Raw genomic sequence first — 13087 nt, forward strand, 5'->3', positions numbered from 1 at the left:
CCGGACCACGATCGTCCGCACGCCGTCCTTGGCGCCATTCTCCTTATGCAGCGGAATCTGTAGCTCTTCCAGCACGGATTTTACTTTTTCCACTGCGCTATTGACCTTGGGGTGCTGGATCGGACAGCCGCTGATGTCGACAATATCATGGCTTCCCGCCTCGTACAGACCGGCGATTACCTCATTTCCCTTACGCTTCAGTTGAAGCTGGGCCTTGTTGCGGTAATCCCAAGGATGCTCCATTCCGAGCATCGGCTTGATCTTCACCTCTTCCAGACCGGCATAGCGTGAAAATGCCTCGCGCACAAGCTCCGTCTTGGCCCGGAGCTGGCCTTCGTAGGAAATATGCTGAATCTGACAGCCGCCACAGATCCCGAATACCGGACAGGGAGGCTCGATCCGGTCGGGTGACCGCTTCTCCACCTCCAGCAACTGCGCCTTGATGAACTTCGGCTGAAGCTGCGTTACCTCGGCTTTTACGACTTCTTCCGGCAGCGCCCCGTCAATAAACACGGCCTTACGCCGGTAATATCCGATGCCTTCGCCGTTAATGCCTAGCCGCTTCACCGTGACAACGATCCGGTCCCCGGTGCGGAGCTCTTCTGCATGCTCCCGGCTCGCCGCTGCCGGTGTCCGGTCTGAGCGCTGTTTATACCCGGAGCCTTTGGCCCCGGGAGGTCTGCTATATGATGCGTTTCCCTTGGCAGGACGCTTACGTTCATTCATGAAGGTTCTCCATTCTGTGTGCTTTTTTCGTGTCCACTATACCATGATGCAGGAAGGAAAGCCATCGCCAGCCATACGTAACCAACCGCTCGTTCTAACAAGCTCTCTTCTTGCACGGTACAGCCAGATAACCGCCGCCCTATACAAAAAAGAAACGGCCGCGCCTCTTCCCGTGAAGGCAGCCGTTTCTATATAATACAGTACTCTTGATTCCCTAGCTCAGGATTTGCTGGATATGAATATCTCTGTTCCGGCTTAAATCAAGCAGGGAACCCTCAATCTTAACCAGGGGATGCAGGTCGTCCATTGAGTTAATGTGAACCACTTCGGCCAAACTCCCGTCCGTCAGCACAACTTTTTTGCCCAGCAGCCCATGAATTAATTTATCCAGTAGAAGCGAGACAATTTCCGGATTCAGTTCTCCAAACGAGCCTTGGCGCATCAAGGTGACGACCTTGTAAAAAGGCATCGGCTCCTGATGCGGGTGCTTGGACGAAATTGCATGGAACACATCTGCAACCGCGACAATCTGGCTCCAAAAATCAATTTCCCCTTTTTTCAAATGCAAGGGATACCCGCTTCCGTCTAACCGTTCATGATGCTGCAAAGCGACAAGCATGACACGCGGACTTAACCCGACGGTTCCTTTAAGTATTTCGTACCCGTATATAGTGTGCCGCTTCATTTCCTCTAGCTCTTCTTTCGTCAGCTTTCCCGGCTTTAATAGAATTTCTTGCGGAATCCGGACCTTGCCGATATCATGAAGGGTGGCCGCCAGCGACAGCAGCACAAGCTCCGACTCCTCCAGATTCAGCCACTGCCCAATTAGTGTAGATAGTACCCCTACCCCGATATTATGCTGATGAGTGTATTCATCCTTGGCTTTGACGGACTCGAACAGCTCAAATAGATCGGGATGTCTGGAGATCTGGCGTACAATGGGGATGAGCTCGTTCTTGATCTCGATCAGGGGCACCTTGCGGTCGAAATGAAGCCGGGTAAACAAATGCTTGGAATAATCTGCGGCCTCTTGGATCAGCTTCGAGGGATTACCCGGCGGCGTATGAGCCTCCGCAGCATGTACAAGAACATCCAAGGGATTGATCTCATGCTGCTGAAGCAAACGGAGAATATCCTCATTGAGGACGGAGTCGGCTGGCACTAGTACCGCCCCATTTTTGTTCACAATGTCAAACTTCGCTTTTTTACCCAATAATTGATCAAAAGACATCTTCATCAACTCCGTTTTCTGCTATACACGTTACATATGATTAGTCACCGGGGCCTAACTTGATGCTTGCTGGCGAAAAGGTTATTTGGAACTATTATATCTCGATTTGCAAAAATCCAAGTTCAAGGAATAAAGTATCCTGCTTTAAGATGCGGGCAATGGCGCTCTGAAAACTAAGGAGTAATACGTATCGGCCCAAAAATCCACGCTGATTATGTGTGCGCCGCCGGCCTCCAGATCATGTCTCATCGTCTCAAGAGGAACGCGGTGACCGGGCTTCCCATCAGGGCGGGGATGCAGCCACTCTACAATCAGACCTCTGCCGCCGGGCTTCAGCACCCTAAGCATTTCCTTTATCCCTTCTTCGGGAGCACTCAAAATATGCAGCACGAGCGACGCAATGGCTAAATCGACAACGCTATCTTCCAGCGGAAGATGTTCCGCAGTGCCTTCGGCCACTTCGATGTTGGTTCTTTCCGCTTCCCTGGCGCGGCCGCGCAGCACATCCAGCATATAAGCTGAGGAATCCACTGCGTATACGCGCCCCTGCGTTAGCTTCGCGGCGGAGAAGGTAAAATACCCTCCCCCCGCTCCAATATCCAGCACATCTTCATCGTTCTCAAGACCCGCAACACTGAGCAGCCTCTCCGGGGGCATTCCACTTAACCGTTCCTGCGACTCCAGCCGCTCCAGCCCGGCGCGTTCCGCTTGATGATTGTTCATACCGCACCTCTGTTAGTTATGGCTTTCTAATCGGGTTATACATTTTATATCGGTTGCCGTAGAAAACTAAATTAAGGACCCGAACAATAAGCTGTCCAGGTCCTTCCATTATACCTCAGTATTTAACTTGATGACTGCTATATTCAGCTCGCCTCTTGAGCGCTTACATTTTTCACAAGAACCATCTTTTTGCCGGATAATGTAAAGATTGAAATCGCAGTGAAGATGAGAGCAATGGAACCAAGCAGCAAGTATACAAAAAACCCGAGCCTGCCGGTTAGGCTTACCCGGAATTTAAGTTAAATCACCGATTCTTCATGATGGATGTGATCATTTCAAGATAGCCCAAGTAGCGATACAAGTATCGCTTTTAGGTACCGTCGAAATCCTCCTTTAGCTTGTCTACGTCCAAAGCAGCCCGAATGTGCAGAATATGCTCTCTCATCGCCAGGTAGGCGGCTTCGCTATCCCGCTGCTCGATAGCACGGACAATGCTTCCGTGATAAGCAACCGATTCTTCAACGTGAAGCGGGTTCACCGTGTATTTTCCATCGAAAATATGACGGCTCTGCCCTGCGTGACGGACTGTATCAATGATTTGCAGAAAGAAGTTGTTATGAGCAGCGGCGGCGATTCCCAAATGAACTTCATTGTCATACTCCAGCACAGTGACGATATCTGCCTCATTCTCTGAATACCGGCGCACCGTCTCTTCGTGCCTGCTCATCGCCTCATTGATCTTGTTCAAATCCTCGTCCGTACGGTTCATGGCGGCCAGCCTGGCCGCATCGGCCTCCAGCAGCACCCTCGCTTCAAAAATCTCCTCGATCAGTGAACGGTCGAACAAGCGGTAGGTCCGGATGATCTTGCCGATCACGCCGGGATTATACTCGCTTACGAACGTGCCCTCTCCCTGGCGGGCTTCCAGAATGCCCAGCGTCGACAACGCGGAAATGGCTTCGCGCAGCGGAACCCGGCTGACTCCAAGCCTGTCGGACAACTCACGCTCATTGGTCAGCTTATCGCCGGATTTCAGTTCGCCGTTCTCAATTTTTTGCAAAATATGCTGAATCACGTATTCTCTGATATTCTGTTTCTCCACCGGCGGCATAGGGTTTGCTCCTCTGCAAAACAAAATGGTTATACCAATACTGGCATAACCATTTTACCGCTGCCCTATTTATCAGGTCAAGGAAGAAGGGCAAGCTTCCATTCGCTTAAACCATCGTCCGGCTTGTGGCATATACAACACCTTGAATTTCAATAATTATATTTAGTATATATACGCATAAGTTAATATAATTCAGACATATTTAGTTCATTGATTTATAAATATCGCTCTTTTATAATGGTCACTAACATTGTCGAAACATATCAAATGATGTTTCAAGACGCTTTTAGAATCAGGGGGAAATGTGATGAAAAACAGGCGAATCTTATTAACTCTATTGCTGTGTATGCTTATGTTGATGCTTCCGCTCTACGGCTGCGGGAGTGGAACGAACACGGCGGCGGACAATACTCCGGCCGGGGAGCAGCAGCCCGTTCCATCCGCTAAACCGACGTATACCATTGTCGATGTCGGTGTGGCCATGGCGAAAACCGTTCTTCCGATCACGGTGTTATCCTCTGTCGGTTCCGTCTGGATTTTCAAAAATGCTGCGGAGTTCCAACTCTGGATTACGTTCACTTATCCGATTCTGGCTCTCTTTATGCAAAGCCTGCTTCCTCTTCTGCTGCTTGCGATTGATTCGATCAAAGCAAAGCTTGTCAATCATTAACGGGCCAAAATCGATTTCCCGATGGATTCAAATACGATTTTGTACGGGAGGATAAAGCTTGGTACCTCGATGCCCGCGATCAGAAGCACGCCCACGGCGGCGGAGACGGACATGGATAGCGCATCGCCAGGTCATCATCAGTAGCACCTCTGTATACAACATTTACTGTTAATAACATGTGCCTTGTAGGGGTGATTTATCCAGATTAATGGAATACCATATCAGTTAAGCAAATAACTGAAGTGCGGTCTCAATAAATAATTTTACAGCGATTGACGATTCCTCTAACGAGTGAACCGCGATATGAATATCCCGGTATCCTGGCGGATCAATTTCGCGAGCGCCGACATTTGGCGGCAGATTGGACAATGACAGCTCGGACATGATCGCCATTCCCAGTCCTTCTTGAACCATGTTTAACCCTGTATTGTAGTTATAGACCACAAATTTTTCTAAGGGGCTCATGCCGGCTTTATTGAACCAATCGATAACAGGCGGTTCGAAGCCTGCTCTGCATATAATCATCGGTTCGTCCTGCAAATCCTGTACCCGTATTACGGACTGTTTAAATAATGGGTGGTCGTCTCTTAGGACGGCGAACATTTTTTCCCGGTATAACGGAAACGTCTCGAAGTCCTGAACCGGTGGAATAAGCAGTCCCACATCAATGAAACGGGTTTCCAGCCACTCCTTAATTTCCGCTATGGTCCCTTCATGGATCGAAAATTCAATATTCGGATATTTTTCAGAAATGCAGCGGATAATCTTAGGAATAAAATGGGCGGAGGCTACCGGAAATGCTCCGATTCGAATAGCCCCTACTTCCAGTCCTTTTTCCTTGGCAATCTCCTGATCAACTTTCTCAAACCCTTGCAAAATCTCCCTGAAAATCCGGAGAACACGCTTCCCGATGTCCGTAAGCATTGCCCCATTACGACGGTTACGAATGAACAGGATCACACCAAGCTCAGCTTCAAGCGAGGATATGGCACGGCTTACGGCAGGCTGTGTCATATTCAGCTCCTGTCCGGCTCTAGTAAAACTTCCCGTATCCGCAATTTTGACGATTAACTGCAATTGTGCGTCATTCATAACAGTTTTGATATGCCTCCTATGATTAATATTCATTTTATTTATATCTGAATGTATTGTATCATCGAATCAGAGCAAACGACAAGTGAGAACGTGAAGATGCAGCCATTATTAGCCATAAGACGATCGGGGAGGATTAAACATGAATTTGATAACGGTAGATCAAGCGAAATGTGCGAAGTGCGGGATTTGTATAAGCGAGTGTCCGGAACAGGCATTGAAGCTTGGAGAAAATGGTCCGGAAGAGGTTTTTCCGCAAAACTGTATTGCCTGCGGCCATTGTGTAGCGGTCTGTCCGAGAGAAGCTATTGATAACAAGAAAACACCGCTTGTTGATCAAACGAGTTCAAAAAAGCTGCCAAAATTAAGCCCGGAGGAGGCGGAAAACTTCCTTCGTACAAGACGTTCCATCCGAACTTATAAAGCCGCTCCCGTTCCAAGAGAACAGCTAATACAGCTTGTTAATATTGCGCATTATGCTCCTACAGGAAGCAATCTGCAGGGCGTGTCCTATAAAATAATAGACAATAAGGATGTCATTAACCGGGCTGTTGCCATTGCAGTGGAAGGCTTGGAAAGTGATGCCCAGCTCAGTCAGGGACGGGATAACTTTTTTCAGCCTTATCATGAGCAAGGCATCGACACGATTTTACGGGGAGCCCCCACTCTTGTTCTGGCCATTGCTGATAAGAATTTCCCAAGAGGCAGAGAAAACTCTATTCTTTCCTTGGCCTATTTGGAGCTGTATGCGCCAACGCTCGGATTAGGTTCATGTTGGGCTGGAATATTTGAGAAGATTGCGCTCAAGGATCATTCCCCTATGCTGAAATTATTCGATATTCCTGAAGGAAAGAAAATAACAGGCGCCGTTATGGTAGGCTACCCAAAGTACCGTTATCCAAGATTAGTGGAAAGAAACCCGCTGGAAGTTAGTTTTTATGAGTCGGATGCTGGAAATATTCCGCTGGTTGCGCCCGCAAACTAAGCTTTGACCGGGTAATCGAAGCCCAGATGTTGATCTCTTTTAGAAAAAGTTCGTGCCGCTCGTCTGACGCTCCAGCATCCTTTTGAGCATCGTGCCGATATGCGCCGCCGCCTCCAGCGGAGGCGTCCCGCCTGGGTGGATGTTGGAGATGACGTTCCGGTCGGACTCGATCGTACCCTTGCGGGGCTTGTAGCACATATAAGCGCTCATGGATTGGGCGGTTACAAGCCCGGGCCGTTCTCCGATCAGGAGCACGAGCGCATCTGGCTGCAGCACCTCTCCGATGTGGTCCATGCAGGCGACTCTTCCCCCTTTTACATAAAATGAGGTTCCCGGGTTCAGATCATTGACTCGCAAGGAATCGAGCAGGGCAGGATACACATCGAGGATGTTCGCGGTGATCGCATCGGCGCTAAGACCGTCCGACACGACAATCTGAATTTGCGGCTGCTGGACGCATCTTTCGCAAATAACCGCTATGCCCTCATCTGTAATGATGCGTCCGAGATCCGGGCGTTTCAAATAGGTTTCCTTGTTCCCGTAACAGGTCTCCACTGTAAACAATCCGAGCTGCTGCAGGATCGATTCATCCACTTCCCCGTAAACGGCGTCTACAGCGGCGGCGTGATCTCTCCGGAATTGCAGCATCGTATGGGTTAGCGGCCTGGTTCCCGCACGCCCTACCCCGATGCGCGCCGGAGTACTCTTTTGTAGCGCCTCCAGTTTCTCACGATCTTCCATGCTGCACCTCCACAAGTGTAATTTATCCCATGAAAAGGGTCGGATCGCCAGCCGCATCCGTCAGCTTGCCATTTTCCATAATCCCCATCTTAACCAGCCATTGCTCGAACGCCGGAGCAGGCCGCAAACCAAAGGTTTCCCGCAGGGCGGCGAGATCGTGAAAGCTGAGCGACTGGTAATTAAGCATACAATCATCCGCCATCGGCACGCCGATGAGGAAGTTAACGCCCGCCGACGTCAGCAGCACGCCAAGGTTCTCCATATCATTCTGCTCCGCCATCATGTGGTTCGTATAGCATACGTCCACGCCCATCGGAAGCCCGTGCATTTTGCCCATAAAATGGTCTTCCAATCCGGCACGAATGACCTGCTTGCTGTCGTACAGATATTCCGGTCCGATAAAACCGACGACGGTGTTGACGAGGAACGGTTTGTATTTGCGGGCCAGCCCGTAGCATCTCGATTCGAGCGTCAATTGGTCAATCCCGAAATGAGCGTACGAGGAAAGCTCCGAGCCTTGCCCCGTTTCAAAATACCACTGATTCGGCCCCTGCGAAGCGCCCTGGAGCCGCATCAATCCATCCGCTTCGTCCAGCAGCCGTATATTTACGCCGAAGCCTTTATTGCCCTGTTCGGTTCCGGCCAAGCTTTGAAATAACAAATCCATCGGGGCCCCTTGTTCGAGCGCTCTCATTTGGGTCGTTACATGCGCAAGAACGCAATTCTGGGTCGGGATGCTCCACCGGTCCATCATTTCTTTGGTTGCTGATAAAATCGCCCGAACGCTCTCCGCCGAATCAATCACCGGATTAATCCCGATGACCGCATCGCCGACGCCATAGCTGAGAGCTTCGTACGTAGCGGCCAAAATGCCGGGGATGCTGTCCGAAGGATGATTCGGCTGCGCCCTTGTGGCCAGCACGCCCCGCTGCCCGATTTCAGTGTTGCACCGGGTAACCGTGCGGATTTGGGAAGCCGCCGTAATCAAATCGATATTGGACATCACTTTGGCGACGGCGGCAATCATTTCACTGGTCATGCCGGAACCGATTCGCTTCAGCTCATCCGGCCCGGCCTTATGGGATAAAATATACTCGCGAAGCTCGGCGATGCTCCAGTTCCGAATCCCGTTATACACCGTCTCGTCGATCGCCTCTTCAATCACCCGTGATACTTCATCTTCTTCGGGCGGCAGCAGCGGATCATTCCTTATCTCACTCAGCGTCAGGTCGGCCAGCACAAACTTGGCGGCGATCCGTTCACGGGCATCCGCTGCTCCGATTCCAGCCAACTGATCCCCTGACTTTTCCTCATTCGCTTTGGCCAGAATTTCTTTGAGACTGTTAAAATGGTAGGTGTGCCCGAGCATTGTCATGCTCTTGATCATCCGGTCATCTCCCTTCCGTATCGGTTATGTGCTATCGGTTATGAAAATGCCAACGTCTTGATCACAACAGGAACGAGAAAGCCGGGCAGCGGTTCCCCGATATCAATGTAGTCGCCGCGCTCCACCCGGATTTGATCGATACACACGATGTTCAGGCACTTCCCGCAGCGAATCGACAAAGCCTGCCCAAGCGCCTTGGCCATATCATGCTCACAGACAACAACCATTATTTTCGCGTCGGGAAAATGACCGGTGAACGTATCCAGCAGCGCTTGGGCCACCATCTGCAAAGTAGAGTACGAATGAATGACGGCTCCGCTTAAAGCGATGGCGCAAGGAGCCTCAGCTTCCGGCAGAGCGTACTTTGCGGCCTCCAGCATGGCCTCATCGGCTGCCTGTCTCCAATCCTCGGGCCTTATCCCGGTGTATTCCAGATGGAGGACCGGAAGATTGCGGAGCGGGAGCACCGCCGGATCGATATGCACGGTGGAGCCGCTGATTTCCACGCTTTGCATACCGGCTCCGATGACGGTCGCCTGCACGGTTTGGCCGGAAGTAACGATCCGGAACGGCCATTTATCCGCTTGCTGTCGCAGCGAGCTGGCCAGAAGCGGTCCGATGTCCCCATATCTGGCAATGGCGGCCATGGATTCCGGGACTTCCCGGTCCGCCATTAAGGTGCTGATCCCGCCGGAAATCATGAGCTCGTCAATCTCGGGCAAAGGCCCGGGGGGCGGCGATCCGGCGATCAGATGCCGAAAAGATGGATCAACGGCCTCCTTGGACAAATAATCCAGCATTTCGCCGCACATCGCGGAAGCAATCGATTTGAGCTGATCCGGCGTCGTCTTGCTGCCTTCCGCCAGCGGAATCCGGCGTTCCAGCAGCCACTTCTGCAAATGCTGAGAAACCGAATGAACGAGGCCCTGCTCATCCAGCCGGATCAACCGGCCCCCGACATGGAAGGTGACGGTACCGATCGCTTTCCCTTCCCGAAAATAAGCGACATTCGCCGTACCGCCCCCGATATCGACATTCGCCACAACTCCCGGAAATTCCGTGGAGCGCTGTTCGGCACCAGACCCTTTCCCGGCCAGCAGCCCTTCCAGATCCGCTCCGGCGGCAGCTACGACAAAGTCCCCGGAACGCTCCGCCAGGTAATGCACCACTCGCCGGGCATTCGTCTTGGTTGCCGTTTCTCCGGTGATGATGACGGCTCCCGATTTGACCTCGGATAAGCTCAAACCGATATGATCGTATTCATGCCGCAAAATCCGGGCAACTTCATCCATGTCGATTTCATCCTGGGACAGCAGCGGCGTGGAGTAAATGGGGCTTGCATAGTGCAGCTCCCGTTCTATAATTTCATAGCGCGGTAAATGCAAGGCCCCTGATACCCGCCCCAGCCGAAGCCTGCTGACAATCAGTTTCGTCGTGCTGGTCCCGATGTCGATCCCGACACTTGTAAACGACAGCTCATCCATATCTACTGCCCTTCTCTCACTATAACTTACCCCAAAAATTAGACACGCCATCTTGAAACCGGCTTGTATACAGATTACGATCAGAAATAGGTATCCATTATAAATAATAAAGAAAAGTATGGTAATCTTAAATATGAAATACTCTTATTCTTGGGGGGTCTAAAAATTGAAACCATTTGCGTTTCTTTCCGACTTTGACGGCACGCTTTCGGAGCGGGATTTTTATCATTTGATGATTGACCGATTTTTTCCGGAATGGGGACATCAATTTTACCAGGACTGGAAGAAAACAAAGAAGATCGACGTGGAGTTTCTTAACATTATCTTTGGTAAGCTTAATCTTACCGAAGAGCAGCTATTGGATGAGATCCGTAAAATCCCGCTCACTCCGGGGGCGGTTGATTTTGTCCATGAGGTTCAGGCGCGCGGGGGAGACTTTTATATTGTAAGCGCGGGTACATCCTGGTATATCGAACGGCTCATGCAGGCGCTGGAAATCCCGAATGTAACGGTCATTTCCATGCCGGCCGTTCATGAGAACGGCGCGCTGCGGATCACTCCAGACACCGCAAACCCATTTTTCTCGAAGGTTTTCGGGCTGGATAAACGCAAGGTGCTGGAGGATATCCGGAGGCGCTACCGGACGGTGCTTTTTGCCGGGGACAGCGAGCCGGACCTGGAAGCGGCCAAAGCGGCCGACATTGCTTTTGCGCGTGGCGAGCTGCGCGATCTGCTGACGCGGGATGGAGTCAATTATGTGCCGGTTGACAATTATCATACCATTTCCGGGTATCTGAACGAAAACGGGTGGCCGAAATGAAGCGCCAAGCCCACGAAGTAGCAATCCCTGCGCTTCTGGAGGTTGGTGACCAGGTGCTTTCCCATTTCGGGGAGCTGCTCGGCAAGGCCGGGTTCTCGCGCATTGTGCTCTGCTTTGGCGAAGGCATTCGCCCTTTATGCGAGCCGCAAATCGTGCAATCGTTGACGGAGCAAGCGCAGATTGAAATACTGGACAACCGGGATGTCCTGGATAACAGCCTCGAATCTATTGCCAATATTGCCTTTACCCTTCCGGCTCGCACAGAAGCCATTGTCGGGATCGGCGGGGGAAAGGCGCTGGATATTGCAAAATATATCGCGTTTTTAAACGGTCTGCCGTTTATTAGCGTACCGACCTCGGTCGCCCACGACGGCTTTGCCAGCTCCGGCTGCTCCCTTTATGTGGGGGGCCGCCGCACGTCGGTTCCCGCCCGGATGCCTTACGGCATTTTGGTCGATCTCGGACTTGTCCGGAATTCGCCGGTTCAGTTCCTTTACAGCGGACTGGGAGACATCCTCTCCAAAATCCCGGCGATCTTCGACTGGCGGTTCGAAGAATCGCTTGGCGCTACCCGCGTGAACGACTTTGCCGTTATGATGGCCAAAAAATCGGTGAACAGCATTGTGCGCATGCCCTACACCGATATTCGCGAGTTCTTTTTTATTAAAGAGATTGTGGATTCCCTTACGCTTTCCGGGATTGCCATGGAGATTGCCGGAAGCAGCGCGCCCGCAAGCGGCAGCGAGCACCTGATTTCCCATGCTCTGGACCAGCTTGTGGAGCGGCCGCAGCTTCATGGAATTCAGGTCGGAGTAGCCTCATACCTGATGTGTCTCGTACAGGAGCATCGGGTGGAGCGGGTTCGCAAATTCCTCGGTGAAACCGGATTCTTCGATTTCGTCGGGGCGCTCGGGATGAAGCGGGAGGATTTTGCACGGGCGATTGACTTGGCCCCATCGATCAAGCCGTCCCGCCGGACGTATCTGCATCTGCCGGAGATGCGTGAGAAGGCGCTGCAGCTGCTTCGCAGCGATGAGACGCTGGGGCGGATTTTGAGTTGATTGGGCAATCCGACGCAGAAGTCGTTCCTTTTTTGAGCGGATCTGATGCAAAAAGACGCTGGGCTAAACGGCTCCGAGCGTCTTCTTTTTTGGATTATCGCTATTTACTGGCGTTCAAGCCAAACTTGACCGCATCTTCATAACTTTTAACTCTCTTCACCGTAAAATACTTCATGAATTCTTTCGTCCACATATCCATTTCTTCTTTTATTTCGTTTACTTCATTCATGATGAATACAACATTTTTACAATCTGTATTTGCCATAGCCGGAAGCAATACAGAAAATCCCCATTCTACATCTTCTGGTTCATCTTCAAATCCGTTTCTCGCATCTACAACAAAATTACTGTTTGGGTATTTCTTAAGCAGTTCCAGAGCAAATGTTGTTGGGGTTCTATAGTCATCATAGCAGCAGAACTTTTTCCATGTAAGAAATACTATATTGTCTTCCGACATATATTTCACATGACTAAATTCTGAATCAAACTCATTTTTCTCTATAGCCATACTCATAAATCTCCCCCTGCTGATTAAATTAATTCCTATCATAGCTAACCAGCGTCATTATGTATATGAATGTTACCGGAGTCGAGCTTAAAGTATCCTCTATCATCGAAACTCCAGTTCACACCGAATTGAACTTTGTACTGTGACATTATCAAGGACATCCTTCAACATAATTGTGAAATACTTCACAATCAATTAAGGTTAATGCTATACTTAATGTGATGAACTAAAGAGGATAACACTGGAGACCGGGAATGTAACCGCGAAATCAGATTTGAAGACCAGAGAATTAAGGCCAAGCTCACGCTCCTTCACTTCCCATTTCGTCCATTACTCTCTCTTTTATTGTTTGGTTCTTTTTTTCATCTTAATAAAGAGATTTAAAACTGGGGGTTAAAAGAATGAAAAAGAAAGTATTACCGGCTCTTATGCTCGTTCTCTCTGTCCTGCTCGTTATCGCGGGATGCGGCAGCGGGAATGCGGGCAACAACACGGGGAACAAGGAAGCGGCTGGAGCAACTGCGGGACCAACCGCCGCAGCAACAGCC

The 13087-nt window shown here is 50.6% G+C and carries 13 protein-coding genes; 4 read left to right on the top strand and 9 right to left on the bottom strand.

Annotated elements, in window-relative coordinates:
- The 4 genes from rlmD to L691_RS0122500 form a co-directional block, all read right to left on the bottom strand.
- A partial coding sequence (rlmD, locus tag L691_RS0122485; RefSeq protein ID WP_025692549.1) for a 23S rRNA (uracil(1939)-C(5))-methyltransferase RlmD occupies positions 1-726 on the bottom strand: 726 nt, incomplete at its 3' end.
- A 214-nt stretch (positions 727-940) separates the two neighbouring features.
- Positions 941-1957 carry an HD-GYP domain-containing protein gene (locus L691_RS0122490; RefSeq protein ID WP_025692550.1) on the bottom strand — a complete coding sequence of 339 codons (1017 nt, stop codon included), beginning with the start codon at positions 1955-1957 and terminating at the stop codon, positions 941-943.
- A gap of 144 nt (positions 1958-2101) precedes the next feature.
- Positions 2102-2680, bottom strand: coding sequence for a class I SAM-dependent methyltransferase (locus L691_RS0122495; protein WP_025692551.1), 579 nt, complete (start codon positions 2678-2680; stop codon positions 2102-2104).
- A gap of 370 nt (positions 2681-3050) precedes the next feature.
- Positions 3051-3791 carry a FadR/GntR family transcriptional regulator gene (locus L691_RS0122500; protein ID WP_025692552.1) on the bottom strand — a complete coding sequence of 247 codons (741 nt, stop codon included), beginning with the start codon at positions 3789-3791 and terminating at the stop codon, positions 3051-3053.
- 307 nt (positions 3792-4098) lie between these two features.
- Between L691_RS0122500 and L691_RS0122505 the strand changes: the two genes are divergently transcribed.
- Positions 4099-4461 (top strand): hypothetical protein, encoded by a 363-nt coding sequence (locus tag L691_RS0122505; protein WP_025692553.1) that lies wholly within the window; start codon positions 4099-4101, stop codon positions 4459-4461.
- A gap of 225 nt (positions 4462-4686) precedes the next feature.
- Here the strand turns inward: L691_RS0122505 and L691_RS0122515 are convergent, their stop codons facing one another.
- Positions 4687-5553, bottom strand: a complete 867-nt coding sequence (locus L691_RS0122515) for a LysR family transcriptional regulator (protein ID WP_025692554.1) — start codon at positions 5551-5553, stop codon at positions 4687-4689.
- 142 nt (positions 5554-5695) lie between these two features.
- On the opposite strand from L691_RS0122515, the gene L691_RS0122520 reads away from it, so the two are divergent.
- Complete coding sequence (locus L691_RS0122520; RefSeq protein ID WP_025692555.1) at positions 5696-6538, top strand: nitroreductase family protein; 843 nt, start codon at positions 5696-5698, stop codon at positions 6536-6538.
- A 39-nt stretch (positions 6539-6577) separates the two neighbouring features.
- On the opposite strand, the gene eutC is transcribed toward L691_RS0122520, so the two are convergent.
- From eutC to L691_RS0122535, 3 genes are read right to left on the bottom strand one after another with little or no spacing between them, the layout of a single operon-like run.
- Positions 6578-7279 (bottom strand): ethanolamine ammonia-lyase subunit EutC, encoded by a 702-nt coding sequence (eutC, locus tag L691_RS0122525; RefSeq protein WP_025692556.1) that lies wholly within the window; start codon positions 7277-7279, stop codon positions 6578-6580.
- A 22-nt stretch (positions 7280-7301) separates the two neighbouring features.
- Positions 7302-8666, bottom strand: a complete 1365-nt coding sequence (locus L691_RS0122530; protein ID WP_025692557.1) for an ethanolamine ammonia-lyase subunit EutB — start codon at positions 8664-8666, stop codon at positions 7302-7304.
- Between the two features lie 38 nt (positions 8667-8704).
- A complete protein-coding gene (locus L691_RS0122535) occupies positions 8705-10150 on the bottom strand; it encodes an ethanolamine ammonia-lyase reactivating factor EutA (RefSeq protein WP_025692558.1) in 1446 nt (481 codons plus the stop codon).
- A 166-nt stretch (positions 10151-10316) separates the two neighbouring features.
- On the opposite strand from L691_RS0122535, the gene L691_RS0122540 reads away from it, so the two are divergent.
- Together L691_RS0122540 and L691_RS0122545 are read left to right on the top strand one after the other, a co-directional pair.
- Complete coding sequence (locus tag L691_RS0122540; RefSeq protein WP_025692559.1) at positions 10317-10970, top strand: MtnX-like HAD-IB family phosphatase; 654 nt, start codon at positions 10317-10319, stop codon at positions 10968-10970.
- Entirely contained in the window at positions 10967-12031 is a 1065-nt protein-coding gene (locus L691_RS0122545) for an iron-containing alcohol dehydrogenase family protein (RefSeq protein ID WP_025692560.1), read from the top strand. The genes L691_RS0122540 and L691_RS0122545 overlap by 4 nt, the downstream gene beginning before the upstream one ends.
- 100 nt (positions 12032-12131) lie before the next feature.
- On the opposite strand, the gene L691_RS0122550 is transcribed toward L691_RS0122545, so the two are convergent.
- Entirely contained in the window at positions 12132-12539 is a 408-nt protein-coding gene (locus tag L691_RS0122550) for a hypothetical protein (RefSeq protein WP_198023095.1), read from the bottom strand.
- Between the last annotated feature and the right edge of the window lie 548 nt (positions 12540-13087).

The sequence above is a fragment of the Paenibacillus zanthoxyli JH29 genome, from assembly GCF_000520715.1.
Taxonomy (GTDB): domain Bacteria; phylum Bacillota; class Bacilli; order Paenibacillales; family Paenibacillaceae; genus Paenibacillus_AQ; species Paenibacillus_AQ zanthoxyli.

What these genes read in the sequence shown, in the direction of transcription:
- L691_RS0122490 (WP_025692550.1), bottom strand. Translation starts at nt 1,957, where the DNA reads ATGTCTTTTGATCAATTATTGGGTAAAAAAGCGAAGTTTGACATTGTG.
- L691_RS0122495 (WP_025692551.1), bottom strand. Translation starts at nt 2,680, where the DNA reads ATGAACAATCATCAAGCGGAACGCGCCGGGCTGGAGCGGCTGGAGTCG.
- L691_RS0122500 (WP_025692552.1), bottom strand. Translation starts at nt 3,791, where the DNA reads ATGCCGCCGGTGGAGAAACAGAATATCAGAGAATACGTGATTCAGCAT.
- L691_RS0122505 (WP_025692553.1), top strand. Translation starts at nt 4,099, where the DNA reads ATGAAAAACAGGCGAATCTTATTAACTCTATTGCTGTGTATGCTTATG.
- L691_RS0122515 (WP_025692554.1), bottom strand. Translation starts at nt 5,553, where the DNA reads ATGAATGACGCACAATTGCAGTTAATCGTCAAAATTGCGGATACGGGA.
- L691_RS0122520 (WP_025692555.1), top strand. Translation starts at nt 5,696, where the DNA reads ATGAATTTGATAACGGTAGATCAAGCGAAATGTGCGAAGTGCGGGATT.
- eutC (WP_025692556.1), bottom strand. Translation starts at nt 7,279, where the DNA reads ATGGAAGATCGTGAGAAACTGGAGGCGCTACAAAAGAGTACTCCGGCG.
- L691_RS0122530 (WP_025692557.1), bottom strand. Translation starts at nt 8,666, where the DNA reads ATGATCAAGAGCATGACAATGCTCGGGCACACCTACCATTTTAACAGT.
- L691_RS0122535 (WP_025692558.1), bottom strand. Translation starts at nt 10,150, where the DNA reads ATGGATGAGCTGTCGTTTACAAGTGTCGGGATCGACATCGGGACCAGC.
- L691_RS0122545 (WP_025692560.1), top strand. Translation starts at nt 10,967, where the DNA reads ATGAAGCGCCAAGCCCACGAAGTAGCAATCCCTGCGCTTCTGGAGGTT.
- L691_RS0122550 (WP_198023095.1), bottom strand. Translation starts at nt 12,539, where the DNA reads ATGGCTATAGAGAAAAATGAGTTTGATTCAGAATTTAGTCATGTGAAA.